Source organism: Pigmentiphaga litoralis, assembly GCF_014651835.1.
GTDB lineage: Bacteria > Pseudomonadota > Gammaproteobacteria > Burkholderiales > Burkholderiaceae_B > Pigmentiphaga > Pigmentiphaga litoralis.
This window is the reverse complement of record NZ_BMXQ01000002.1, coordinates 877,450-899,161: the sequence shown is the minus strand read 5'-3', so window position 1 is coordinate 899,161 and position 21,712 is coordinate 877,450. Positions and strand designations below refer to the sequence as shown.

30 protein-coding genes are annotated in these 21,712 nt (G+C 61.3%); 12 read left to right on the top strand and 18 right to left on the bottom strand.

The window, feature by feature from the left end; genetic code table 11:
- Position 1: 1 nt before the first annotated feature.
- From IE116_RS22700 to sppA, 7 genes are read right to left on the bottom strand one after another with little or no spacing between them, the layout of a single operon-like run.
- Positions 2–733, bottom strand: a complete 732-nt coding sequence (locus IE116_RS22700; protein WP_189615637.1) for a hypothetical protein — start codon at positions 731–733, stop codon at positions 2–4.
- Between the two features lie 14 nt (positions 734–747).
- The gene (locus IE116_RS22695) at positions 748–1,170 is read right to left on the bottom strand and encodes a hypothetical protein (protein ID WP_189615635.1); all 423 of its coding nucleotides are present in this window, start codon (positions 1,168–1,170) and stop codon (positions 748–750) included.
- Positions 1,167–1,448: a head-tail joining protein gene (locus tag IE116_RS22690; protein ID WP_189615633.1), complete on the bottom strand. Its 282-nt coding sequence runs from the start codon at positions 1,446–1,448 to the stop codon at positions 1,167–1,169. Before IE116_RS22690 ends, IE116_RS22695 begins: the two co-directional genes overlap by 4 nt.
- Entirely contained in the window at positions 1,448–1,849 is a 402-nt protein-coding gene (locus IE116_RS22685; protein ID WP_189615631.1) for a hypothetical protein, read from the bottom strand. The genes IE116_RS22690 and IE116_RS22685 overlap by 1 nt, the downstream gene beginning before the upstream one ends.
- A gap of 29 nt (positions 1,850–1,878) precedes the next feature.
- Positions 1,879–2,820 (bottom strand): Mu-like prophage major head subunit gpT family protein, encoded by a 942-nt coding sequence (locus IE116_RS22680; protein ID WP_189615629.1) that lies wholly within the window; start codon positions 2,818–2,820, stop codon positions 1,879–1,881.
- Between the two features lie 38 nt (positions 2,821–2,858).
- Positions 2,859–3,302, bottom strand: a complete 444-nt coding sequence (locus IE116_RS22675; RefSeq protein WP_189615627.1) for a cytoplasmic protein — start codon at positions 3,300–3,302, stop codon at positions 2,859–2,861.
- 30 nt (positions 3,303–3,332) lie between these two features.
- Complete coding sequence (sppA, locus tag IE116_RS22670; protein ID WP_189615625.1) at positions 3,333–4,670, bottom strand: signal peptide peptidase SppA; 1,338 nt, start codon at positions 4,668–4,670, stop codon at positions 3,333–3,335.
- 197 nt (positions 4,671–4,867) lie between these two features.
- Here sppA and IE116_RS22665 point away from each other — a divergent pair, with 197 nt between their 5' ends.
- Positions 4,868–5,797, top strand: coding sequence for a toll/interleukin-1 receptor domain-containing protein (locus IE116_RS22665; RefSeq protein ID WP_189615623.1), 930 nt, complete (start codon positions 4,868–4,870; stop codon positions 5,795–5,797).
- A 24-nt stretch (positions 5,798–5,821) separates the two neighbouring features.
- Here the strand turns inward: IE116_RS22665 and IE116_RS22660 are convergent, their stop codons facing one another.
- The 9 genes from IE116_RS22660 to IE116_RS22620 form a co-directional block, all read right to left on the bottom strand.
- Entirely contained in the window at positions 5,822–7,396 is a 1,575-nt protein-coding gene (locus IE116_RS22660; protein WP_189615621.1) for a phage portal protein, read from the bottom strand.
- A 17-nt stretch (positions 7,397–7,413) separates the two neighbouring features.
- Positions 7,414–7,656, bottom strand: a complete 243-nt coding sequence (locus IE116_RS22655; protein WP_189615619.1) for a DUF6148 family protein — start codon at positions 7,654–7,656, stop codon at positions 7,414–7,416.
- 61 nt (positions 7,657–7,717) lie between these two features.
- A complete protein-coding gene (locus tag IE116_RS22650) occupies positions 7,718–7,981 on the bottom strand; it encodes a Mor transcription activator family protein (protein ID WP_189615617.1) in 264 nt (87 codons plus the stop codon).
- Entirely contained in the window at positions 7,981–10,095 is a 2,115-nt protein-coding gene (locus tag IE116_RS22645; protein WP_229828733.1) for a phage terminase large subunit family protein, read from the bottom strand. Before IE116_RS22645 ends, IE116_RS22650 begins: the two co-directional genes overlap by 1 nt.
- Positions 10,095–10,622 (bottom strand): terminase small subunit, encoded by a 528-nt coding sequence (locus IE116_RS22640; RefSeq protein ID WP_189615616.1) that lies wholly within the window; start codon positions 10,620–10,622, stop codon positions 10,095–10,097. The genes IE116_RS22645 and IE116_RS22640 overlap by 1 nt, the downstream gene beginning before the upstream one ends.
- Before the next feature lie 206 nt (positions 10,623–10,828).
- On the bottom strand, positions 10,829–11,635 hold the full coding sequence (locus IE116_RS22635) for a hypothetical protein (protein ID WP_189615614.1): 807 nt from the start codon (positions 11,633–11,635) through the stop codon (positions 10,829–10,831).
- A 3-nt stretch (positions 11,636–11,638) separates the two neighbouring features.
- On the bottom strand, positions 11,639–11,845 hold the full coding sequence (locus IE116_RS22630) for a hypothetical protein (protein ID WP_189615612.1): 207 nt from the start codon (positions 11,843–11,845) through the stop codon (positions 11,639–11,641).
- A gap of 339 nt (positions 11,846–12,184) precedes the next feature.
- On the bottom strand, positions 12,185–14,557 hold the full coding sequence (locus tag IE116_RS22625) for a virulence-associated E family protein (RefSeq protein ID WP_189615611.1): 2,373 nt from the start codon (positions 14,555–14,557) through the stop codon (positions 12,185–12,187).
- Position 14,558: 1 nt separating this feature from the next.
- Positions 14,559–15,032, bottom strand: coding sequence for a phage regulatory CII family protein (locus IE116_RS22620; protein WP_189615609.1), 474 nt, complete (start codon positions 15,030–15,032; stop codon positions 14,559–14,561).
- Positions 15,033–15,070: 38 nt separating this feature from the next.
- Between IE116_RS22620 and IE116_RS22615 the strand changes: the two genes are divergently transcribed.
- Positions 15,071–15,379, top strand: a complete 309-nt coding sequence (locus IE116_RS22615) for a hypothetical protein (RefSeq protein ID WP_189615607.1) — start codon at positions 15,071–15,073, stop codon at positions 15,377–15,379.
- On the opposite strand, the gene IE116_RS22610 is transcribed toward IE116_RS22615, so the two are convergent.
- On the bottom strand, positions 15,321–15,608 hold the full coding sequence (locus tag IE116_RS22610) for a hypothetical protein (RefSeq protein WP_189615605.1): 288 nt from the start codon (positions 15,606–15,608) through the stop codon (positions 15,321–15,323). The genes IE116_RS22615 and IE116_RS22610 overlap by 59 nt on opposite strands.
- 41 nt (positions 15,609–15,649) lie before the next feature.
- On the opposite strand from IE116_RS22610, the gene IE116_RS22605 reads away from it, so the two are divergent.
- Positions 15,650–15,934, top strand: a complete 285-nt coding sequence (locus tag IE116_RS22605; protein ID WP_189615603.1) for a hypothetical protein — start codon at positions 15,650–15,652, stop codon at positions 15,932–15,934.
- A 40-nt stretch (positions 15,935–15,974) separates the two neighbouring features.
- Here the strand turns inward: IE116_RS22605 and IE116_RS26210 are convergent, their stop codons facing one another.
- Positions 15,975–16,259, bottom strand: a complete 285-nt coding sequence (locus IE116_RS26210) for a helix-turn-helix domain-containing protein (RefSeq protein WP_189615601.1) — start codon at positions 16,257–16,259, stop codon at positions 15,975–15,977.
- Here IE116_RS26210 and IE116_RS22595 point away from each other — a divergent pair.
- The 9 genes from IE116_RS22595 to IE116_RS22555 all read left to right on the top strand — a co-directional run bounded on the left by IE116_RS22595 (position 16,258) and on the right by IE116_RS22555 (position 21,310).
- Positions 16,258–16,971 (top strand): LexA family protein, encoded by a 714-nt coding sequence (locus tag IE116_RS22595; protein ID WP_189615599.1) that lies wholly within the window; start codon positions 16,258–16,260, stop codon positions 16,969–16,971. The genes IE116_RS26210 and IE116_RS22595 overlap by 2 nt on opposite strands.
- Positions 16,972–17,169: 198 nt before the next feature.
- The gene (locus IE116_RS22590) at positions 17,170–17,748 is read left to right on the top strand and encodes a hypothetical protein (RefSeq protein ID WP_229828731.1); all 579 of its coding nucleotides are present in this window, start codon (positions 17,170–17,172) and stop codon (positions 17,746–17,748) included.
- 327 nt (positions 17,749–18,075) lie between these two features.
- The gene (locus IE116_RS22585; protein ID WP_189615597.1) at positions 18,076–18,261 is read left to right on the top strand and encodes a hypothetical protein; all 186 of its coding nucleotides are present in this window, start codon (positions 18,076–18,078) and stop codon (positions 18,259–18,261) included.
- A complete protein-coding gene (locus IE116_RS22580; protein ID WP_189615595.1) occupies positions 18,243–18,440 on the top strand; it encodes a hypothetical protein in 198 nt (65 codons plus the stop codon). Before IE116_RS22585 ends, IE116_RS22580 begins: the two co-directional genes overlap by 19 nt.
- Positions 18,441–18,448: 8 nt before the next feature.
- Positions 18,449–19,099, top strand: a complete 651-nt coding sequence (locus tag IE116_RS22575) for a deoxynucleotide monophosphate kinase family protein (RefSeq protein WP_189615593.1) — start codon at positions 18,449–18,451, stop codon at positions 19,097–19,099.
- A complete protein-coding gene (ssb, locus tag IE116_RS22570) occupies positions 19,099–19,545 on the top strand; it encodes a single-stranded DNA-binding protein (RefSeq protein ID WP_189615591.1) in 447 nt (148 codons plus the stop codon). The genes IE116_RS22575 and ssb overlap by 1 nt, the downstream gene beginning before the upstream one ends.
- A gap of 40 nt (positions 19,546–19,585) precedes the next feature.
- Positions 19,586–19,996, top strand: a complete 411-nt coding sequence (locus IE116_RS22565; RefSeq protein WP_189615589.1) for a hypothetical protein — start codon at positions 19,586–19,588, stop codon at positions 19,994–19,996.
- Positions 19,997–20,105: 109 nt separating this feature from the next.
- Positions 20,106–21,140, top strand: coding sequence for a hypothetical protein (locus IE116_RS22560; RefSeq protein WP_229828728.1), 1,035 nt, complete (start codon positions 20,106–20,108; stop codon positions 21,138–21,140).
- Positions 21,141–21,142: 2 nt separating this feature from the next.
- Positions 21,143–21,310, top strand: a complete 168-nt coding sequence (locus IE116_RS22555) for a hypothetical protein (protein WP_189615587.1) — start codon at positions 21,143–21,145, stop codon at positions 21,308–21,310.
- The last annotated feature ends 402 nt before the right edge of the window (positions 21,311–21,712 follow it).

Here is a 21,712-nt window from a genome sequence, read left to right as displayed (position 1 = left end):
ATCAAGCGCCTCGCACGAACTGGAGGATGTGGCCGACGTTGGGCGTGGTCACGGTGAACTCGGACGCGGGCATCATGTAGTCGTTTTGCTTGAACGACAGGTCGAGCGAGCTCATGATGCAGGCTGGCGCGATCATGCCGAACTGCTTACCGGTGCGTGACTTCTTCCAGAAGCGGCCTTCAAAGGCGACGGTGTCGCCGGCTTCGCGGTTGTTCAGCGACACGGTCGTGCCGGTGGCCGTGCGCTTGATGTAGCTGAAGAAAAACCGCGTGCCGTCCGCTACGGCGGCATTGAAGGTGTATTCGCCCGTGCTGCTGACGGCGTATTGACCTTCGGCCGGTGCCGCCGCCACACGCACCAGATCGGCACCGGTAGACGTCTTCACGCCAAGGTCCTTGTCGAAGTCCGCTGCACCGACAACGGTGAAACTGTCGCCGGCGGTAAGGCCAGGTTCGTCACGCACCAGCAAGAGGGCGCCCACCGTGGGGGTTTCGTTGAAGAGCAGCGCGTTAATTGCGAGCATGTCGAACTCGCCGGATGTGAATTTTCCGGTGATCGACTTCGTGCCTGTCGCTGCGTCTACCGAGAATTGCCCGGCGCCGTACAGCTCTTTGACGTCCGCCTTGAAGTTGAACGAGATGTCTTGCAGCGTCGCCACTTGGCGAGGCACGCCGTCGGTGGCAGTAGTGAAGAACTCGCCGACGTGGAATTGAATGTGGTCTTTGCTGGCCATGGTGTCTTTGCCTGTTACTGGAGGGTGAGTGCATCGCACTCGAAAGTGACCTGGTAGCGAACGGTCAGCTCTCCGACCGGCACATCTGCATGCACCTTCTCGAAGGACTGGGTCCGCCGGACGATCGTTTGCACTTGGCCGTCGGCCTCCTGCAGCAGTCCGAAAATGCGCGGATGGGCAGCGGCCAGCAGCTCGTCAACGGCAAGCCGCGGATCCGCCGACCGAGCCTTGATGACCACCAGGACTGACATGCTCTCGCTGGTGAACGAACCGATCTCGCGCGACTCGCTGCCGTCGTCCTCGATGAGGATGGCGGCCTGCACGCTCGCCGACAGGTCGATCACACGCTCGATATGCACATTCGGACCTACTCCCGGCATACCGATAAGGGCATCGCGGAAAGCGAGCAGGACGGCGTACTGCGCTGTTGTCGTCATACCGTGACCTTTTCGAGGACCAGGGTTGTCATCCCGGTACCGTCGGGTTGCACGTTGCGAACGACGTACAGGACGCCCATCACCACAACCGTTGACAGATCTGGGGTTACCGGCGCGAGGTCCGTCGGGACGGTCGCCGTCGGCTGCGTAGAAGCCATGGACACTGGATCGAAGTACGGGCGGTCGAAAATGCCGATCACCGGCACACCGTCCACCAGCATTTCCAGACCGAATTCGGCGTCATTGAAGAAAGCCGCCATGTCTTCCACGAATGCCATCAGTCAGCCGCTCCGCCGTTGCCTTGCGAAGTGCTGTTGCCGACGTCATCGCTGCCGCCGGTGCTGTCGCCGTTGCCGGCTGCGGCTTTGGCAGCCGCTGCAATGCGCGCCTGCTCCTGCGCTTCGGCGGCCGCAGCGATACGCGCCTGCTCCTGCGCCTCGGCGCTAGGAACCGCACGCTTGCTGTCGACCGGCTCCAGGCTTTCCGCATGGTCTTTGGGGAGAGCGCTCGGCGAATAGACAATCTCGCCTGCCTTGAACTCAACGCGGCTTTTGACCACATACGTGTTCTTCCCCTTCTTTTCCAGCGCGTGCGCGCGGATCGCTGCTTGCGATGGCTCCAGCCCAAGCACGACGCCCGGGTGAAACGACATCGCCTGCAGCACGAGATACTTTTTCATAGTGGTCTCCCCTGAGCCGATGCGTGCGCTTAGACCAGCTTCGCCAGGACGGCGCGCTGCCAGTAGCCGTATCCGACGTTGCGGATCGCCTTGACGCCGTACTCGTGCTTGTCTTCCTTGAACTCGAGTTCCGAGCCCTCAGCAATCGCGGCCATGGTCACTTTTTCCTCTTCCTGACGGATGAGTGCCCGCGTCTCGCCGTCGGTGCGGAATACAGCGAACTTGTCGGCCCAATTCAGACGGGCGTTGACCGTGAGGCTGGTCGCAAAACCGCCAATTTGGCCCAGGGTGATGATCCCGTTGCTACGCGACGTCGACGAGTCGACGATGATCTGCGAGCCCAGGGCCGCAGCTGCGACGGACATGAACTTGACCGGCACCATGACCTGGAACTGGCGGGCGTTCTCGTTGGCCGGCTCGCCGGTGTCGTCCTTCAGGCCGACGATCTGCTCGATCGCGCGAAGGATCGCGGTTTCCATCTCGCCCGCACTGGGCGCGGCCGGGGTTGTGACATCCACGGAGACGATGTTCGATTGCTGACCGCTGTCGCCTTCCTGGTGGTCGGTGTCGAAGAAGTACTGGCCGTCATAGCAGACGCTGCTTTCACCCTTCAGGATCAGCTCGCTGAGCAGCTTGGCCCAGTGCGAGTTGGTCCGCTGCGCCAATTCACGAACACGTAGCATCACTTGCCCGGTCTTGTCGCGGCGGATCTCGTCGACCAGCACTTCGAGAGTGGCTTCGAACTTCTTGTTGCGGATGGTCAAGCCACCCTCGCGCAGGCCCTTGGCCTGGCGACCGCCGACCCACTCGCGCATGACGGGCGACATGCCAAGCCATGCGTAGGTTTCGGATTCCTGATTCGACTCGAAGTAGTTCGACAACGAGTCGATCCAGGAGCTGCCGAGGTCCTGCTGCAGCGTGTTGTAGTACTCGCCGATGATCGCTCGGCTGGAAAGTGACTTGGCACCCATGGTTGCTTGTCCTTGATGGTGTGAAGGGTGAACGTCGCTTAGACGTCGCCGGCGGCGCGCGCCGCGGTTTCGGCAGCGAGGCTGACGTCGAATGCAACAACCGCCACGCCCGGGGCGACCCAGCGCGACAGGCGGCCGATGGGCGAATTGCCTACGGCCGTCAGCGTGAACGTGTCGTCGTCGGACGCGTAGACCACCGGCTGGTCGTTGGCAGTGATTGCGGCGGCACCTGCAACGGGCAGTTGCACCTGACCGTAACGGCGCGTGCGAACGGTGATTTCGCCGGCGGTGCCGGTAGAGTTGTCCACCATCGACTCGGCAAATCCGAGGAACACGTCGCCAGCGACGAGTGGCCGGGCAAAGCCCGCGCCGTTCTCGCCTACTGCGGCGCCTTCAAAAATGATGTCGTTGGCGACGACCGGGTATTCCTGGATCGAGCCGAGCTCGTAAGGGCGAACAGCGTTCGCTGCGAGGGTAGGCATGTGGTGACTCCTGACTGTTTCGGGAAGCGCTTAGCCGCGCTTGAAGGTGCGGGCGCGGCCCGTTTCGGTGGCTTCCATGTACGCCTGGTAGGCGCCAAGGCTGGAGAACTCGTTGCGCAGCGAGGCGTCGGCGTCCCAGTTGTGCTTCGCACGCTCTTCGATCGGAGCGTCGGCAGTCGGGCCGGCTGCGGCAGGCTTGTCGTCCGACGGCGCCACGAACGTCACGGGCTTGGGCGCATCACTGCGCAGGTTCGCGGCAGCTGCCGTGCGAGCGCCACGCTCGGCGTTCAGCACCTGCACGGCGGCTTCGGCGCCGCTCGTCTTGCCGTCGAACATCAGGCTTGCGATCAGGGCGTCGTGACCGGGCATCGCCTGGGCTTGCACCGCTTGGATACGCTCACGTTCGGCGGTTGCGCCTTCGGTGCGAAAGGCTGCTACGGCTTCGGGGAACTCCGCCGCGATTTGCTTGGGGTCCATAGAATTTCCTTGGATTGGGTTGGGCTTGGATGCGGCGGGCTTAGAGGCGCTGGGCGTCCGCTCGCTATTGAGTTGGGTGATCAGCGCCGAAAGGGTTGTGATGCCATCGACCAGGCCGGCGTCGATAGCCTGTCGGCCCACGAACACACGGCCATCGGCCATGTCCGCGAGCACTTTTTCGATGGCAACGCCGCGGTGGTTCGCAACGTCTCCGACGAAAACGGAATACAGCGCGTCCACCCGGTCCTGCAGGGACTGCCGCCCCTCGTCTGTGAGCGGGCCATACTGGCTGTCGATGCGCTTGTACTTGCCCGCAGTCACTTCGGTGGTTTTGCGCCCTTTGGTCTCTTCTTCTTTCGACACGTCGACATGGTTCGCCAGGACACCGATCGAGCCGACCATGGTCGTTTCGTCTTCGATGTAAACCGCATTGGCCGCAGATCCGAACCAGTAACCACCGGAAGCCATGACGCCGCCAGCGAGGGTGACGATTGGCTTGATTTCCTTGCCAGCTGTCACGGCGCGCGCAAGAGTTTGGACGCCGTCGACCTGCCCGCCGGGCGAGTCAACGTGCAAAATGATGGAATGGACCGACGGGTCACTCAACGCTGCGTTGAGGTCGCGTTCGGCCAGCTGCGTGGAGACGCCACCCGAGATCTGCGAAAACATGTTCATGCGCTTGCTGAGCACGCCGGTGAGCGGCAACACAGCGACGCCGTTGACGACGTAATAGGCGGAGGGTTCGTTGACGACGGGCCGGCCAAGGCGCGCTTCGAGACCGGCGATGTCGATGCGATCACCGCGCGAATGCGCGGCGTAGATGCCCTGAATCTCGAGGAGCTTGTCGGGCTGGATGGCCCAAGGTGAAGAGAGAAAATCGAGGAGGTTCATTGGCGGCACCGTGATCGGATAGCCGCCAGACTACGCACTACGCTGTGCCAAAATAAGGCAAAACTGTCACTACTTCGTCTAATGCGCGCCGTTGCAAATAGCACATCAAGTTGCGCCGTGAACCAGCGCGTTCGACACCTAATCCCGCATCCCCGGCGCAACCGAAAGAGGTGCGTCACATGCTAAGGAAGCCCGCAATGAGCGATCAGCCACCCCGAGTTTTCGTTTCCTATTCGCACGACACGGACGCACATAAACATTGGGTTCTAACCCTTGCCTCAAGGCTTGTGGCCAATGGCGTCGACGTGATTCTTGACCAGTGGGATCTGACTCTTGGAAGCGACCTCCCGCGCTTCATGGAATTGGGTTTAACAGGCGCTGATCGCGTACTGGCAATTTGCACTGACCCATATGTTGCCAAGGCCAATGGCGGGCGGGGCGGAGTTGCTTACGAAAAAATGATCTTGTCCGGTCAGCTCATGAGAGATGTCAGCGCGGATCGAATAATCCCGGTTGTCATAAACAACACGCATCCGATGCCGTTGCCAACTTTCCTTTCGACCCGGCTCTACATCGACTTCAGCGACGAGACCAAATATGAGGCTCGGTACGCTGAGCTGATTCACGAGTTGCACGGGGAAAAGATCAAGCCCCGTCCGCCACTGGGCAAGAATCCATTCAGGGTGTCACCACCGCCGCTGTCGCCTGTTCTTTCATTTGGCCCGGAACGCTACGTGATGCCGGGCATCAGGGGAACCGTGACTTTCGATTTTGAAAACAACAACGGGCGCTTTGTCGTCGGCGCTGGCGACTATGCGTTTCCGACAAGATGGTCGGGCATGAGTCAGAGGAGCATCTACGCGCTGATGTCAACAGGCCTGCGATGTTTGGCGCGAGCCGTAGGCATGTCCGAGATCACTGACATCGGGGACGCAGAAGCGTTCGACACATCGTCGAACACTCGCGCCATCGATCTGGGCGAGATCGTCATCTGGCAAAACCCCAAGGGCTATTACCTTGCAACAAAGGTTGAAGCCATCAAATTGAGAAGCCACGGGGACCCCTGCAGTGAGGTGACATTTTCCTACGTAATCGACCAAAGCAAGACTGGCTCGTTCACGACCTGAACTCCCACGACACTAGTCTTTTCGCTACTGCTTGGGTGCTTCTTCCTCATCTCGCGACGTCTCATCGTCTGGTTCGACAGGGGCACCCGCATTCACAGCCTCCACAAGACCACCTTCAACCATCATCCGTTGCTCGCGCACGCGCGTTCGGTATTTCGTTTCCCAGTCGACGCCGTCGTACAAGATCGACTCTGCCTCAAGCGTTGAAATGCCGAGAGCAACCCGGTCACTCGCGGCCTTGATTTCCTTCTGCGGATCCATCGACCCAGGCCCATCGCCGATCCACTCGCTTCCCTGCCAAGCCAAACGCACCGACGGGTCGCTGAAATACCCTGGGCAGTGAATTCGCCCAGCGCCGACCGCCTCGTCGAGGAACAATGCATAGACCGGCTGGCACAGGGTTGTGATTAGCAAATCACGGCGGCGGCGCCACAGACGCCACGCCATCAGCATCGCGGCGCGCGCGGCGCTGTAGCTGGATTGGAAACGCATGATGAGCACTTCGTACGGGATCTCGAGCGCTGTCCCGATCTGGGCGATGATGGCTTGCACAAACGGATCAAACTGCGCGTTCGGCCGACCCGGGTTAGCGGACTCGATCGATTCGCCTGGAAGCAGGTTTATGGCCTGGCCGGCTTCGAGCTCACCGCTCCAGCCCTTCGCACGATTGAGGAAGGCGCCCTGCCCCTCGTCATCGAACATCTCGGCAAACGCAGCCGGATCCATCTTGATGAAAACCGAGTACAGACCAGACGTCACGGCAGCCTGTAGCTCGGCGTTGGTGTATGTGCCGATCTGCTTCAGCGGCTCGATCACGGGCGCAAGCATCGGCACGCCACGCACCTGCCCAGGCCGCAGCTGTTCCATCACTGCCAGGACGTTCCGCCGGCCCGTCTGCGCGCCGTAAGCGTCGACCTTGTCCCATCCAACAACGCGGCGTAGGTCACCAGGATGGCTTTTGGCGACGTGGTACCGGATCGCCTCGCCCGTTTGTGGGTTGATCTCTACGCCGCCCACAAGCGTCTCGCTGTCCGGCATATTGCCCTCGTTGCAGATGCGGTCCGCTTCAATGATCTGCAGTGCGAGGTCATAGGCCCGGCCGGGACGCTTGATCATGGGGGTTAGCACATGGGCGTCGCCTGACTCGAGTGCCGACCTGAAGGCAAGGCTCTGGATTCCGTAAAAATTGAGGCGCCTCGCCACATCGCAGTCGACGCTTTCCGCCCAATTCTTGAACTCGCGCATCGTGTGCTTGATCCACTGCTCGGCCTCGGGTTCCGTCAGGCCGAGATACTCAGCATCGATCCGCGGCTTGAGCGACAAACCTGTACCGACGACGTGCGTAACCGACGTGTTGATCGCACCGGTTGCCACCGGCGCATTACGCGCCAGGTCACGCGACCTGGCTCGAAGCGTCGGCAGGTCTAGGTCGATGTCAGTGGACGGCGAGCCGGTGCCAGGACGCCACCCGGCCAGTGCTGCCCGATCCATACGAGCACCGGAATACCCACCGGCAAGCGCGAGCATTCCCCGCGACTGGAGGCGCCGGACAGCCTTTTCCGGCGACACATAAGCGATGGCTTTGTCGAGCATGTTCATGAGCGGCAACGTTTTCATCACAGCCCCTTGGCGATCATGGTCACGCGGCGGGTGCGTCCGTTGGCGTTCGCCTCGAGGTTCTTCACTCGGGCATCCCACACCGCGATGCCCTGAGCGATCTCGGCGAGGTTCGCGCGCGTCAGTTGGCGTTTCCCCCCGGCAGTCTCGATCGTGTAGCTCTGGCCGGACAGCACCCGTGCTTCCGCTTCCAGGTATTCCAGCAATCGTTGATTTGCAATTTCCAGGGTGATGCCCGCCATACTTCCTCCGTCGTTGACCCGCAAACTAGCTGTTTTCCCGTGCCAACATCAGGCAAAACTGTCACTTGCGTTTGAGCATGCGGTAGATGGTCCGTCGCGATATGCCATGGGCACGTTCAATCTGCGCGATGTCCAGGCCAGCAGCGAAGTCAGCGACGATCTTTTCGCGCACGTGCGGCTGACGCTTGGCGTCCTTTGCGACGAACACTCGCTCACCACCCCAGGCAACACGGATCTCCGTCTCGATCTTGTAGGCCGCTGCCTCCGTCAGGCCGTGCTCGGCCATCACGCGCTCCAGGATGTCCCGGATCAGGTCTTTTTCCATCAACGGCCGCCCCGCTTCCAGCCACCCAGGCTGAGCCGGCCGGGCCCGAGCGCTTTCGCAACGACTGCAGGCGGTGCCGCAGCCTCGGCCACGGCCGCCTCCCGCTCTGTCGGGACATGGGCGGCACCACGATCGACAGCCTCAGACGGCGTGGCGATAGTGGCTTGATCGGAGGTGCCGGCGGCAGCTATCGGTGCCGGCGGCGCCCACAGGTCGTTGATCCGCGGCTGTACCTTTTCCTCGAGCGCGTCCCACCAGGCAGACGACTTGCGATTCAGCTCGAAGTGATGCTCCAGCCAGACTGCGTACGCCGCCATGTCCAACGCTTCGACCCGCTTGCGCGTGGCCGTCCAGCGGGTCTGCGTGCCAGAGAGCGTGCGACGCGTTGCGCGAACCTCGCCCGTGAACTGCTTGAACCATTCGTCTGACAGCTCGTTCGAAAAATTGATGTAGCCCGGGCCCGGCTTCTGAACGCCCAGGCGAGTAAACAGCAGGTCTTTGGCGAGGTTGGTACCGACGTGCCACAGGATGGTGCCGCCCTTCACTTTCTTGCCCCGCCAGTTGATATCGACGGGCGCCGCGCCGTCCTTGATGTGCTTTTCGCCGCTGGGCCGGCCACGAATGGCGAAGATACGGTGATGCTTGTTTGTGCGCGCCAGGTCGTACACGGCCTGGGTGTGGTGACCGCCCGAGTCGATTGCCGAGCCTTCGATCTTGAGCAGCGTGCCGCACTCGTGCGGAAACGTCGTCTCGGTCAGATACGCCTTCACCTTGTCGCGCACCTCGTCGTCGGACGGGCTGCCGTAAAACACCTGGTGGTCGATGGTCCACATTTGACTGCCACGGCCAAAGCCCCACACATCGACCTCCACCCGGTTGTCCTGGGTATCCCCTGACGCGAGCAGCAACAAGCAGCCGCGCGGCACGGTGCCCAGGCGCAGGGGGACCGCACGCTGCTTGAGCTCGTCAGCCTCAGTCCGCTCGATCTCCCCTTCCCACGTCTCACCCAACGTCGTGTTGGTAAAGGTCTGCAGCTTGGCCGAGTCGCCCTCCTGGTGTTTCTGCCATGCCTCGAGGAACTCGCGGACGATGTCACTCCACGACACTGACGGGCTGTACGCTGTCCACAGCCGGTGGAAGGCAATGTGCTTTGGCGGTTCCATCGGGTCGCCATTGGCGTCCCGGAAATTGCCCTGATGATCGAGCGTGCTGCCATCGTCGCCGAGGTAGAAACCATCCTCCCAACTGGCGAGGTATTCCGCCTGGGTCGACAGGTAACCGCACTTGCACAGGTGGCGGACGGTGTCCGGATCGTTGTCCCACCACTTCATGCCGTGCGTCAGGTCCTTGCCGCCCCATGTCAGTGGGTGTGCATCTCCGCACCCCTGGCACCGGACCTGATAGACGTATCGCACGTCGGCCTGCTGAACCCGGGCATCGATCAGGCAGAAGCCCTTGAGCTTTGGCGTGGATCCGCACACCATCTTCGGAAACGTCGCACCCTCAACGCGCTTCGCGGCCAGCATGTCCGGCGCGCCTTCCTTTTCGACGTTGCCGTCGAAACCCGACAGCTCGTCCAGCGCCGCAAAGTCGATCGACAACCGCCGGTAGTTTTTCGCTGCCTTGCCGCCGCGCAGATGCAGGATGGAGCCGAGAAATTTCTTCTGCTGCAGCGTGTTGTCTTTGTGCCGCGCCAAGTACTGCGGGAACACCTCACGCATCACCGGTACACCGCGCAGCATCGTGTCGAGCTCGGTCTTCACGAACTCGTCACGGTCATCGTCGGTCGGCTGCCACAGCCCCTGATTGCGGCGCTTGTGCTCGGCGAAGTAGCCGATCGCTGCGAGCAGGATCTTGGTGTAGCCCACCCGCGCGGATTTCTTCACATCCACCGAGCGGATGTCGTCGTTGCCAATGCACGCCAGGATCGCGCGCTGTAACGGCCACGCCCGCCAGCGCTGCTCAACGTAGCTGGACTCGGCGCTCAGGTAGAAGTGCGTTTCCGCCCATTCGTCCAGGCGCAGGGGCTCGGGCACCCCGAACGACTTCACGCCGCGGCCCAGGTGATGGACCAGCGCCTCCTCGCTGAAGTGTGAGGTTTCGGACAGGTCCATCAGTCGCCCACCTCGAGCTCGTTGGCCGGCTCGTCGACATCGGCGCCGTCGTCGGGATCTTCATCGCGCAGGTCTTCCAGGCTCACCGCGGCAGCCATGTTTCGCGCGCGCGCGATCTCGGTCTGGATGAGGCGGATGGCATCGGCCGACAGCGACGGCACGCGGCGCCGCACAGCGCCTGGAATGGCATCGAATATGGCCGCGCACCGGGCGCCGCAGCGCGTCAGCACTTCCTCGATCAGGTGGACCGGCGCAAGCTCTTTTCGCGTCACAGCGTTTTGCATCGCGACCCGGTCGGCCTGCTCTTTCGCGAGCCGGGCCCGTTCGCCCGCCAGATCCAGATCGCCGGCGGCAGCCCGGCCGGCGGCTTTTTCGCGGAGGTTGGCGCAGTAGGAAAGCAACCATTCGCCGCCCGAGTCATCGCGCCCCAGCACGCCGCTCGTGATGAGACCGCTCACGGCCGGCTGGCTGATTCCAACCAGGGCGCCGAAGTCGGCTTGCGAAACTTTCCCTTTTAAATCAATCACATAACCCCCTTAGGATAGTCTCGTGACTAGAGAATTTACGGGGTGCGAATTACCCTTGCGGCCCAAAGTGCCGGAAGGACCCATGGTTTTTGAGGCAGGTAAATTTTGCCGGTCCATCGACGCACCGTTTTGGTGCATAGGCGCTCGACGTTTCAAGGGTGGGACAGCGACGAGGGGGGCCGGTGCAAGGCGCGAACGAGTCAGGTTCATGCGCGCCCCACGGCGGCGTCCAGCGCCGTCTTGAAGTTGGATTCGAACCGCTCGGCCGACACGCGCTGCGCAACGCCGTAGAAGTCCAGGCGCTGCTGGTACTGGGCGCGGCGCACGAACAGTACGACCGGCTTCACCGACGTCCCCAGCGTGCCAAAGGACGTGCGCTGCCAGATCCCAGCTGGCAGGTTCTGCTCGCGGCCGTTCATCCAGCTACCGGCACCGCGGCGCTGGCCCTTGCCGTACGAAACGAAGTACACGACCCCGCGCGTCCCCTTCTTCACGCTGCCCGCGCCGATCGCGGCCTTGCGACGAGCGGTCATGTTGCCGCTGTATCCCGCACGCAGTTCCGCCGACTGGAAGTACGACAGCAGCATCCGGATCTGTGATGCCGCCATGTTGCCGAAGCGGTCGATCTGCGCTGCTGCAGCCGGCACAGCACGCCACTCACGCGGCATCAGGCCAGTGGTCTGCAGGGCACGCTCGAAGCGCTTGGCATTGCGGCCGCCACCCTCGATGTTCGGGCCGACAAAGCGATTGGCAGGCGTGCCCTTGCCTGCCTCGTCCTTGATCCAGACCCGTGCGGCAAGGGCCGTCTTTGTTGCTGGGCGGACGTACAGCGAATTCAACGTGTAAGGCGTCGGCCGGTCCAGCTTGCGTTCCATCTCCTGGCGCTCTGCTGCCTTGACGTCCTGCGCGGTCATGGTCAGGCCGCGCGCTGTTGCGAACGGCACATGCCGGCGCTCGATGTCGCTGAGGCGTCGCGCCTCGGCGTCGATGTTGCTGCGTACGTCGAATTGCATGGCTTACTTTCCCTTGGACCCTGGCTCGCCCAGGACCATGTCGGTTGTGGCGACGCGATCGCCAGGACGGCGGTCAGTGCCCAGCTCGTGCCCTGCCTCTGCCGCGTGGAATGTGGCGTCACCAGCGATGCCACGGCGGATCTGACCGTCGATGTGCTCGCGGCCGAAGGCATCGCGCATGGCGTCAATGAAGGCTGCTGTCTGAGGCATTGCGTTGCGAAGGCTCACTCGTCTACCCCCGCGACGGTTAGGCACTGGGTTGGACGGGCCAAGACCCGCATAAACACTACCTCTGTCCAACCTCCTAACCTGTCTATCCATATTTGATGTTGGGAAATGGCATGAGGGTGTGCGTATGTGCTCGTCGCGGGTATGCATACGTATGTGCGGAAAAACCGCGTGGACAGGTTAGGAGGTTGGACGGAGCCAATGTTTATGCGGGTTTCCAGGCGTCCAACCTTCCGCCCAACCTTTGGCGGTTGGACAGAGATAGCCGAGACGCACGAAGACATCAGGCCGCTGGTGACCGTGCCAGCGCTACGGACGCTTTCAGATAGGCAGCGGATCATGCTCTGCCCCCTTGGCCTGGCTGTCGCTGGAAGCGAGCCTTTCCGGCCGCGTGTAAAGCCATGGCCGCAGGTCTCCGTCCGACCCGCGTCGTTTGCCCCAGCCAAGCTTTTTCATGCAGTTGCCGACACGCGTAGCCGCACTGCGCTGACCGTCCATGCGATCCGGGGTCATCTTGATTGCGCCGATGAGAATGTCCGCCGTGCTGTACTGGTTGCGCGCCGACTGCACCGTGTCGTTGAGCCACGCGTTGATAAGCTCGATCCATGGATCGCCGATCTCTCGTTGCTCCTGCTCGGGCACGATGAGCCGCATTTCCTCGTCGCGGGTCGGGTATGCACGCTCTCCCGCCCTGACCTCGTGAAGCGCCTGGGCGAAGATCTGCTCGCGGTTCGCGGCCAACCATTCGATATCGACGTTGTGGCAATAGATCGGCCAGAACCGCCGGTTGCCCGTCGGATCTTTGAAGTACTCGTCGTTGTTGGTCGTGCCCGCGAACACGGTCTGGCGAGGGCGCGTGATGTACCGTTTGCCATACGGCGGTCGATACCGGTCATCCGCCATGCTGACGAACGCCTTGATCCGAGTGGCTTCGGCCCGGTTGAACGCATCGAGCTCGGCGATCTCATAGATCCAGACGCCGGACAGCGCGATGGAGGCGTCCTTGTTGCTGAGGTCCAGTGCGGCATCGGAAAACCATTCACCACCCAGCGTCTTGAGCGCGGTGGACTTGCCCTTGCCTTGCTTGCCTTCCAGGATCAGCGCGTAGTCACCCTTGCAGCCTGGGTGCAGGATTCGATTGACGGCCTGCTTGAGCCACAGCGAACCGACGAGCTGCGAGTAAGGGGAAGCGGCTACGCCGAGCGCCTTGGTCAGCCAGGTGCCATTCCGGTCGACGTGGTCCCACTTGAGAGGGGTGAGCCAGTCTCGAACCGGGTGGTGTCGATTCCGGTTCGCTACGATGGAGACGCCCTCCCCGATCGTGCCTGTGGACCGGATCAACACGTCGCAGCGCTGGGCCAACATCATGCCTAACTCGCGATCGTCATCCTCTGACCACTCCAGGTCGCGGCTTTCCCGTGGGGTCTCTCGACACTTTTCGGTGATGCCGGAAAATTCGTTGTACGCGACCAAGCCCAGCAGCTCGGGGTGATCCTCCAGCAACATGGCGATGTTCTCTTTGCAGTCTTCGTACCGCCCGTTGTTTTTCTTAATCAGCCGCGCCGTCCAATCCACTCCCCTCGCGGCAGCCGGCTCAGGGGTAGAAGCGGGTGCGGCTACGGCCGGCACGGCGGCGATTGTCGCGGTCTCTTCTACCGCGGGCTGCCGCAGGTGAGCGACGATCCAGTCTCGAAGCGCTTCGCCGGTTGTACCTGCGGCAACCATGTCGGCCACGTCCCATCCGTCGGGCAACGCGCCCGGTGGCGGAATGTCGACCATACGGACGTCTAGGCCCAGTCCGGCCAGGCGCGTCGCAATCCAATCCATCGTCTTGAGGCCAGGCTGCAGAGCCGCTTCGACGTACGGCCGTTGATCCTCTGGCTCGGTCCCCTTCACCCGCTTGGAATCGGCATCAGGCCAAAGCACCGCTTTGGTCCATCCGCGCCCGATCACCGAGTCCCAGTCAGCCTTACTTGCAGCCTTGCCACCACCGGGCCAGGACACAACGTCGAACCACTGGGAAAGCTCACGGCGTGCCACGTCGACGCATTTCTCACCTTCGACGACAAGGCCTGTCTTTACACGGCCTGGCGCGTCCGGCGCGTAGAGCGGCCGCGGATCGGGGAAGGACAGCCATCGCCATTGCGATGCACCGGTCTCGGTGTTGTGGCCCCACACGGCAGGGAGTACTTCCTTGCCGCCGTCGCTCGTGATGAACCGGTAAACGACGCCGAGCAGCTGACCGGCGGCGTTGCGGTACTCCCAAGACATTTCGGGCAGGCCGCGCACTGGATGTGCGCGTGGTGCAGGTGGGCTGCCAGCCGGCACGGGCAAGACGGGCTGCCATGGCGTGCGTGACTTTTTCTCGGGCTTAGGCGCGGCCGGTGAGGCGCCGGCCAGCTGCGCGATGCCGAAAGTGCGCGACAACTCGCGCACAGCGGCGCCCTGGTCGTTGTTGTGGAAGATCGCCGCAAACAGCGAAACGAGATCGGACCCCTTGTCGCTGTCGGACGAAAAGTCCATCCAGACGCCTGTCGTCAGGTTGACGGCAAGCGATTGCCCCTCATCGCCGCGCACGCTGCCGCAACGCCATTCAACGCCCTGACGTCGACCGCCCGGGAGCCATTGGGGAACCAGCGTCTCCGCACGATCGAGCGCGGCCGCAGCCACGGCCTTGAAATCATGGATCTGCACGTCAGGCTGCTCGCGTGATCGAAACTGACTTGTCGCGCTGGTTCATGGCCTGGAGGCCAGCAAGCAGCGTATGCAAAGCGCGCGTGAGGTCGGTGATACCCGCCTCAACGCGGCGCAGTTCGTTATCTGTGACGCGCCCGTCAGCGGTCGTGAATCCCACCTCGGTGATGAGCTCGCCGAACTCGACACAGGCCGCAGAAGTGCGCCGCATGAGATCTTCGTCGTGAGCGCCGTCAACCGCGGGAAGTGGAAGCACAATGCAGTCGAGGCGCGCCGCGAACGCGATCAAAGGGCCCCTGTCGTTCGCTAGCTCGCAGATCATCGCTTGCTCCTCGGGGGAGCAATGCGCTTTGGGGTATGCGGGATTGACTTTGTGCTGCAGCGAACTGGAGCTGATGCCCATGCGCACAGCCATCGCCTCGGCACCGCCGGGGTAGCTGTGGACGGCGTGATACAACGCGTCAGTGATATTCATTTTAACGACCCGTTTCCGCAAAATGCATAGGAGCGCTCATGTCTGATTTCGCCCGCCGAGTTTTCTTTCCGTATTGCCTCAAGAGGCTGGACGACGGCCGCTTCATCGTCTTGAATCGGCTGTACAAACCGATCGGTGAACAGAGCCGCGACCACGTCGTATACGAGACGCACAGCACAGTCACTGAGATGAAGATCACGCCTGCAATCGCCCGCAAGCTTTCCTGGAGCGGAAACGGGATGACTGAGGAGGGCTTCATCATGCTGTACCGGGACGGCGACCTTGCCTCTAATCGCGGCGCATACCTTGAGCGTCTTTCGCTGCTGATGGATGTTGCTGTTGGCTGACGGCCATTGGCAAAGCCTCGGCAAACGTCAGAACATGGATTCCGCCGGGGTTGTGCCAGTCCGGCGGCATCGCGCCTGAGATCATCACCAGGGAGCCGTCGGACCAGCTGTGTGCTCCCGCTGGCACCGCCTCTTCGATCAGCTGCGTGCAACCAAAATGCGCGGACAGCAGCGCCGCATGGCGCGTCTTGCCGCAGCCCTGCGGACCTTTGATGACGACGATTGGCATGAATATTCCTTTGCGAACTGGTGGGGTGGCAAAACGCATGCGTGGTTGCCAATGACTCGGATGCACTGCTGCTCGACAATACGGACATGGACCTCAAGACAGTTACCTTCACAGCCCACGTCGAAGACGTTGAATATCTCGGCGCGGTGCCGCAGGACGAATCCGCAGTGATGCGCGTACGCATTCGCTCGGCGGCAGAGTCGCCGGATAGCCCTTGGCTGGTGTCACCGTCATTTCTGGTGTCGCCTCAAGCAGTAGAAGCACTGCGCCGTGCTCTGGCCGAATACGACGCCCGAACAGAGCACGCAGCACGGCCCAGGCAATAGCGTTGCGTACAGTCCGATACGCGTACTGTGCGACTGGCATTCAAGCCTCGAATTCGGTTTGGGGTTCGCCTTGGGCTCGAATGAACGCCCAGTCAGTCGTAGGACAAAGCTGTTCGCACGTGACCTGTCGGTTTGTTGCGCGCTCGATCGCTGGACAGTGTTCGGCAGGCACGCGCCCGCGCGTTTTCCAGTTGCTCACCGCGCCTTGCGTTACGCCAATTCGCGCCGCTAGCGCCCCAACTCCACCAACGCGATCGACGGCGCGTACGAGCGCAGCAACCGCTGCGTTTGGCGCCGACGTAGGCGCGCCTTGAAGTGTGCTCATGACGTTCTCCGCTAATAACGATCGTGATATTAACTATAAAACCAACGTGATACAAGAACCGTTTTTAATCACGTTTGTGAAAACATTCCGCGAACGTCTCATCCAAGCCCGCGAAGCCCGCGGCATGACCCAGGAACAACTTGCAAGAGCGAGCGGGGTTAGTCAGGGCGCCATCGGCAATTACGAATCTGGCTCGCGTAACAGCAGCCGGCAGGTTGTCTCGTTAGCAAGTGCGCTCGGGGTACGTGCAGAGTGGCTAGATAATGGCAAGGGGCCGATGAGTGAGAAGAGCAACGTAACGGTTGGACCGGAAATTAGGGGACGCCTGCCGCTGATCTCGTGGGTTCGAGCAGGCGAACTTTGCGAGTCACCGGACAACTTTGTCTCGGGAGAAGCGGAGGATTGGTTCTACTGCCCTGTTCCGCATGGTCCGCACAGCTATTGTCTTCGTGTGGCCGGGGATAGCATGGACGACGGCACGCGTAATAGCTATGGCGATGGAGACATTCTATTTGTCGACCCAAGCCGAGACCCCATTCCAAACGACGACGTGATAGTTCGCACCAGCGATGGGCGCGCAACATTTAAGCGACTTAAGCGGGATGAAGAAGGCCTCTATTTACTTGGGTTAAACGGTAAGCGCATCATTCGTGTGCCAGAAGACACCGTATTTTGTGGAGTGGTGATATTTTCTGGCGTAAGGCGCGGATGAACGGGCATACTTACTCGCTTGTCATTTACTGCGCATTTCGCCGGCACGCTTTACAAGAGACGCCGTTGACATGAAGTCGTTCGAGAATTGTGCACAGACACGACGCCTGGGGAGGCCAATTTGTTATTTCGAATATTTGCCACACTGCTAGTCGGCCTATCGGCCACCGGCTGCACGACGGTTCGGTACAACGGCGGTATGAAGGCTGTCGCCGACGTGAGTTATCCTGAAGTAGGTACAGTGACAACAGCCTCCGTCGGTGATCACTTGCTCAAAAAGGGCTTTATCGCTGAAGAGGGTGTGCTCGTAGTCCAAAAGAGTACTGTTGGCTTCGCGTATCAGATTCCCGAAGGAAAGTATCGGCAGTTGGGGTTCGACGAACAGGACGATTTTTACAGCGCAGTGGGAGTTACGAAGTCTGCTCTTCACGATCCGATACAGGCACTCAGCGTAGGCAAACAGCCAAGTGCGCAGCTCTGCGTGGTAACCACGCTGGGAAGCAGGCTTTGTTACGATGCTGATTACGAACGCCAAACTCAGATTTCCGAACGCGGCAATAGTTTTCAGCAAACGCTGATTTACAGCGGCCGGATTGGCAACAAAATCAATGTGGGCTATCGCGAATTCAGCAGTTCGGCAGCACGACCGGCGTTCAACAACGACGTGGAGTACGACCTGAGCAGCTCGAAGACAATTGGCTATAAAGGTGCTCTTCTCGAAATCATGGACGCTACCAACAGTTCTGTGACCTACAAGGTCCTCAGCAACTTCAAATAGGCGATAACTGTACGGATCAGCGCCCCTGAGGGCGCTTTTTTTTCGTCCTAAATAACACGAACGTTTTGACATTTTGAAAAACGTTCGTGATAATTCGGCCATCGACAACGCACACCAAGTGCAGAAGGAGATGGTCATGCCATTCGCAACGCAAGCGCCAAGCGATCCGGTTTCGGAGACTACGGTAGAGCAACGTCCCAGCCAAGTCAGTTTCAAAGCGGCCGGGTACGACCCCCACGACTTGGGACGCGGTCGGTTCCTGCTGCGTCCTGGCCTTACCGCTCGCATTCCTGTTCGTTGGCTCCGGCCCGTTCTGAGCGCCACCCCATGACCCGCCCCCTCCCCCGCGCCGCCTGCCTCGATCCCAGCTTCAAGTACACGCACTCGAGCGAGACCGACATCCGCAAGACCTTCAAACGCCTCGAGCGGCAAATGAAGAAGCAGGCGCGCGCCGCCGACGACGTTGCGTCCGAGCAGGCGCCTGAGGTTCCGCAATGCCCTACCCACTCCTGACGCCCAATCACCTGGCGTTGGCGATGGACTTGGGCCGAGTGCCCGGCACGCTTGCCGCCGCCATGGCGAACCCGCTGCTCGCAGCCGTTTTGAATCTGCATGCCGAGGTTATCGCCCGGCATGCGTCCACCCACGCCGCCGCGGACAGAAAACGACAGTCCGCCAGCGATCTTCAATGAGTTTCCCTATGCACTCCCCTTACGAAATTATCGGCCTGGTGGGCCGCGCCGGCAGCGGCAAAAACACCTGCGCTGATGGCCTGCTGTCCATCGCTGGCTTTGAACCGATGGCGTTCGCGGATCCAGTTCGCGCAGAGATCTCGGAGGCCTTCGGCACGGATCCGCAGCTGCTGCTCGACCGGAAGCGCAAGGAGGTTCCTGCGATTGAGTTGGCCATTGGCCGGTGCGCGGATGGGCGCTACATCGGTCGCATGAACGAACTCGGGCTGAACGGTGGCTCGCCACGATCGCCCCGGCAAACGATGCAGCTGTACGGCACCGAATACCGCCGCCAGATGGATGGCGAGGACTATTGGGCCGACCAGATGAAAGATGCCATCGGGCGCGAGCTGTCTGCCGGCCATCATCGCCTGGTCATCACCGATGTCCGCTTCCTGTCGGAAGCCGCGCTGCTCAAGCGCATCGGTGCAAGCCTTTGGCGTGTAAAGCGCAGCAGCGCCGACGCGCTGCCTATCACCCATGTCAGCGAGGCCGAGCTCGACCACATCCAGTGCGACTACGTCGTTGTCAACGACGCCCGACTGGTCGACTACCACGAGGTTGTCGCCGAGACCTACGCCGCGTTCCTGGCCGATCGCCAGTGCGGGAGGGCTGCGTAATGGCATCGGTCAACAAAGTCATTCTGGTCGGCAACCTCGGGCGCGACCCGGAGGTCCGCTACAGCCCGTCGGGCGCGGCCATCTGCAACGTCTCGATTGCCACCACGAGCAGCTGGAAGGACAAAGCATGCGGCGAAAAACGCGAAGAGACCGAGTGGCACCGCGTCGTTTTCTACAACCGCTTGGCCGAGATCGCCGGCGAGTACTTGCAGAAAGGCCGGCCCGTTTACATCGAGGGCCGGCTCAAGACTCGCAAGTGGCAAGACAAGGACACCGGTGCCGACAAATTCACGACCGAGATCGTTGTCGACCAGATGCAGTTGCTTGGAAACCGTGAAGGCGCACCGGCGTCCGGAGGCACTTCTACCCCTGGACCGGCTGCCGCAGGAGCGGGGTCTGCCCCGTCTCCAAACTTCGCGGACATGGACGACGACATTCCGTTCTGACTGACCGCATCACTACCCGAACCCCGATGCAGAGGCATGCATGACCATCACTTCCCTCCCCAGCGCCGCGATACCGCTGTGCTCAATCTTCGACAAACTCGCACACGGCGAGGAGCTTGCATACGACGACGCCGGCATGCACCTCTACTTCGATCCGGGCACCTGCCGCATGGAACGCCTGGCGCCCACCATTCGCGGGCTGTACCTGTTCCTCTACGCGACCATGACCGAGCGCGAGATTCACTTCGAAACGCTGCCGCTGGAGCTGTTTCGCATCAACCTGATGCACCACATCCCGCTCGAGGCGCGTCATCTGGCCGACTTGATCGCGGTGGCACCGGCCGTCGAACGCATCGTCTCGGACCTGTGCGCAACCGACAAGAAAATTCTCGCGGCCGATATCGCCCTTGCGCGCTATCACGACGCGGTTCGCCATAAGCAGGTGGCGTGATGACCAGCACCGCTCTGCTTGTCGGCGCTGCAGCATTCATCGCCTTCTGGCTTGGTACCGGATTCGGTGTCTGGCTTTATCGCTGCATCGATACGAAGTGGTGGGGTGAATGATGAACGCGCGCCTCGACCTCCTTGCATATGCCGACACCAAGCCGGTGGCGACCACTGACCAAACCTTTGACACCATGAAAGGCACTGCGGACATGAATCAATCACAAACTGCACCTGCTGCAATCAAGCCGCTGGTCATCTACCACGGCAACTGCGCCGACGGGTTCAGCGCTGCCTGGTGCTTTCATCATGCCGATCCGGCCGGATTCGAGTTCTGCCCGGCCGGCTACAACGCGCCCCCGCCGGATGTCACCGGCCGCGATGTTTATATCGCGGACTTTTCCTACCCATATGACGTACTGGTGCAAATGTCCTTCAAAGCACGCAGCATCACGATTCTCGACCATCACAAAAGCGCGGCCGAAGACCTCGCAGGCCTTCCAGCGTTTCGAACAGACTGGGCTGCGGCACACCTTCCCTCGATGTCTCGCCACGCGGTGTCCGTCCAATGCTATTCGCAGAACATGCCGGACATCGGTGTTTGCTTCGACATGGAACGCTCCGGCGCTGGCATCACCTGGGACTTCCTTTTTCCGGAGACCCCTCGCCCGCTGCTGCTTGGACACATTGAAGATCGGGACCTGTGGCGGTTTCGGCTGCCGCAAACGCGAGACATCCAAGCAACGGTTTTCAGCTACGAATACACCTTCCAAAACTGGGACCGCTTGATGGCCGCCGACCAGGTCGAACTGATGAAACTCACGGTGGCAGGCGCCGCGATTGAACGCAAGCACCACAAAGACATTGCCGAGCTCGTGCGCGTGTGTCAGCGCACGATGCACATCGGCGGGCACGAGGTCCCCGTGGCAAGCCTGCCCTATACGATGTCGAGCGATGCAGGAGCCCTTATGGCCGTTGGCGTTCCCTTCGCCGCATGCTACTGGGACACTTCAACCCACCGAATTTTCAGCTTGCGGAGCGCTGCCGAAGGCCTGGATGTGTCGGTCATCGCGCGTGAATACGGCGGCGGCGGGCACAAGCACGCCAGCGGGTTCAAAGTTCCGCGCGAGCACGTGCTGGCGGGAGCGTAATCATGGCCATCATTGTGATTGCCGCACTGGTTTGCATCACTACCACGCTTGGCTTGGCAGTGCCGCTGTGCCGTGCTGCTAAGGTTGGCGACGGTCAACTGGCGGCTTGCGCGCGGCTCGAAGGTCATCAGGAAATTGCCGCCGTCTACTCAAACGGCGCTCAAGCATGACAAAGCGCAATCTCCCTGACGCTGACACCGTCGGGGTTGGCCTCGTCGTTTACTTGAGCTGGGCAAGATGCGGACGAGGGAAAGCGAATAAGGCAAGCGGCGAAGGGTTGTCTTCGCCGTCTTTCAGCTTAAAGCCGCATCAAAATGTGCAAGAACACCACAACCAATATTCCTGCGGGTACGGCGGCAACTACAGAAATTCCCGCAGTGCAAAGAGCTGTCGTTACGGCAGAAAACCCTTTGCAGTAGTTGAGAAAATCCGCGCTTGCCAAGCTGCCTGTGTTTTTCGTGTGCATAGCATCTCCGAAAAGTGCTTGGTGCCCAAAGAGTCTGGTCCAAGCGACAGGCCTTCCCCGATTTCAGTCGTACATCTGGCAGTCACTGAGGGCGGGGAAACCAGAC

Excerpts from the sequence above, each read along its gene's own strand:
- IE116_RS22695 (WP_189615635.1), bottom strand. The coding sequence starts at position 1,170 with ATGACGACAACAGCGCAGTACGCCGTCCTGCTCGCTTTCCGCGATGCC.
- IE116_RS22585 (WP_189615597.1), top strand. The coding sequence starts at position 18,076 with ATGACCCGCCCCCTCCCCCGCGCCGCCTGCCTCGATCCCAGCTTCAAG.
- IE116_RS22700 (WP_189615637.1), bottom strand. The coding sequence starts at position 733 with ATGGCCAGCAAAGACCACATTCAATTCCACGTCGGCGAGTTCTTCACT.
- IE116_RS22675 (WP_189615627.1), bottom strand. The coding sequence starts at position 3,302 with ATGCCTACCCTCGCAGCGAACGCTGTTCGCCCTTACGAGCTCGGCTCG.
- IE116_RS22595 (WP_189615599.1), top strand. The coding sequence starts at position 16,258 with ATGACGTTCTCCGCTAATAACGATCGTGATATTAACTATAAAACCAAC.
- IE116_RS22565 (WP_189615589.1), top strand. The coding sequence starts at position 19,586 with ATGACCATCACTTCCCTCCCCAGCGCCGCGATACCGCTGTGCTCAATC.
- IE116_RS22685 (WP_189615631.1), bottom strand. The coding sequence starts at position 1,849 with ATGAAAAAGTATCTCGTGCTGCAGGCGATGTCGTTTCACCCGGGCGTC.
- IE116_RS22635 (WP_189615614.1), bottom strand. The coding sequence starts at position 11,635 with ATGCAATTCGACGTACGCAGCAACATCGACGCCGAGGCGCGACGCCTC.
- IE116_RS22660 (WP_189615621.1), bottom strand. The coding sequence starts at position 7,396 with ATGAACATGCTCGACAAAGCCATCGCTTATGTGTCGCCGGAAAAGGCT.
- ssb (WP_189615591.1), top strand. The coding sequence starts at position 19,099 with ATGGCATCGGTCAACAAAGTCATTCTGGTCGGCAACCTCGGGCGCGAC.
- IE116_RS22680 (WP_189615629.1), bottom strand. The coding sequence starts at position 2,820 with ATGGGTGCCAAGTCACTTTCCAGCCGAGCGATCATCGGCGAGTACTAC.
- IE116_RS22590 (WP_229828731.1), top strand. The coding sequence starts at position 17,170 with ATGAAGGCTGTCGCCGACGTGAGTTATCCTGAAGTAGGTACAGTGACA.
- IE116_RS22610 (WP_189615605.1), bottom strand. The coding sequence starts at position 15,608 with ATGCCAATCGTCGTCATCAAAGGTCCGCAGGGCTGCGGCAAGACGCGC.
- sppA (WP_189615625.1), bottom strand. The coding sequence starts at position 4,670 with ATGAACCTCCTCGATTTTCTCTCTTCACCTTGGGCCATCCAGCCCGAC.
- IE116_RS22620 (WP_189615609.1), bottom strand. The coding sequence starts at position 15,032 with ATGAATATCACTGACGCGTTGTATCACGCCGTCCACAGCTACCCCGGC.
- IE116_RS22645 (WP_229828733.1), bottom strand. The coding sequence starts at position 10,095 with ATGGACCTGTCCGAAACCTCACACTTCAGCGAGGAGGCGCTGGTCCAT.
- IE116_RS22665 (WP_189615623.1), top strand. The coding sequence starts at position 4,868 with ATGAGCGATCAGCCACCCCGAGTTTTCGTTTCCTATTCGCACGACACG.
- IE116_RS22575 (WP_189615593.1), top strand. The coding sequence starts at position 18,449 with ATGCACTCCCCTTACGAAATTATCGGCCTGGTGGGCCGCGCCGGCAGC.
- IE116_RS22580 (WP_189615595.1), top strand. The coding sequence starts at position 18,243 with ATGCCCTACCCACTCCTGACGCCCAATCACCTGGCGTTGGCGATGGAC.
- IE116_RS22630 (WP_189615612.1), bottom strand. The coding sequence starts at position 11,845 with ATGCCTCAGACAGCAGCCTTCATTGACGCCATGCGCGATGCCTTCGGC.
- IE116_RS22560 (WP_229828728.1), top strand. The coding sequence starts at position 20,106 with ATGATGAACGCGCGCCTCGACCTCCTTGCATATGCCGACACCAAGCCG.
- IE116_RS22615 (WP_189615607.1), top strand. The coding sequence starts at position 15,071 with ATGTCTGATTTCGCCCGCCGAGTTTTCTTTCCGTATTGCCTCAAGAGG.
- IE116_RS22690 (WP_189615633.1), bottom strand. The coding sequence starts at position 1,448 with ATGGCATTCGTGGAAGACATGGCGGCTTTCTTCAATGACGCCGAATTC.
- IE116_RS22555 (WP_189615587.1), top strand. The coding sequence starts at position 21,143 with ATGGCCATCATTGTGATTGCCGCACTGGTTTGCATCACTACCACGCTT.
- IE116_RS22650 (WP_189615617.1), bottom strand. The coding sequence starts at position 7,981 with ATGGAAAAAGACCTGATCCGGGACATCCTGGAGCGCGTGATGGCCGAG.
- IE116_RS26210 (WP_189615601.1), bottom strand. The coding sequence starts at position 16,259 with ATGAGCACACTTCAAGGCGCGCCTACGTCGGCGCCAAACGCAGCGGTT.
- IE116_RS22655 (WP_189615619.1), bottom strand. The coding sequence starts at position 7,656 with ATGGCGGGCATCACCCTGGAAATTGCAAATCAACGATTGCTGGAATAC.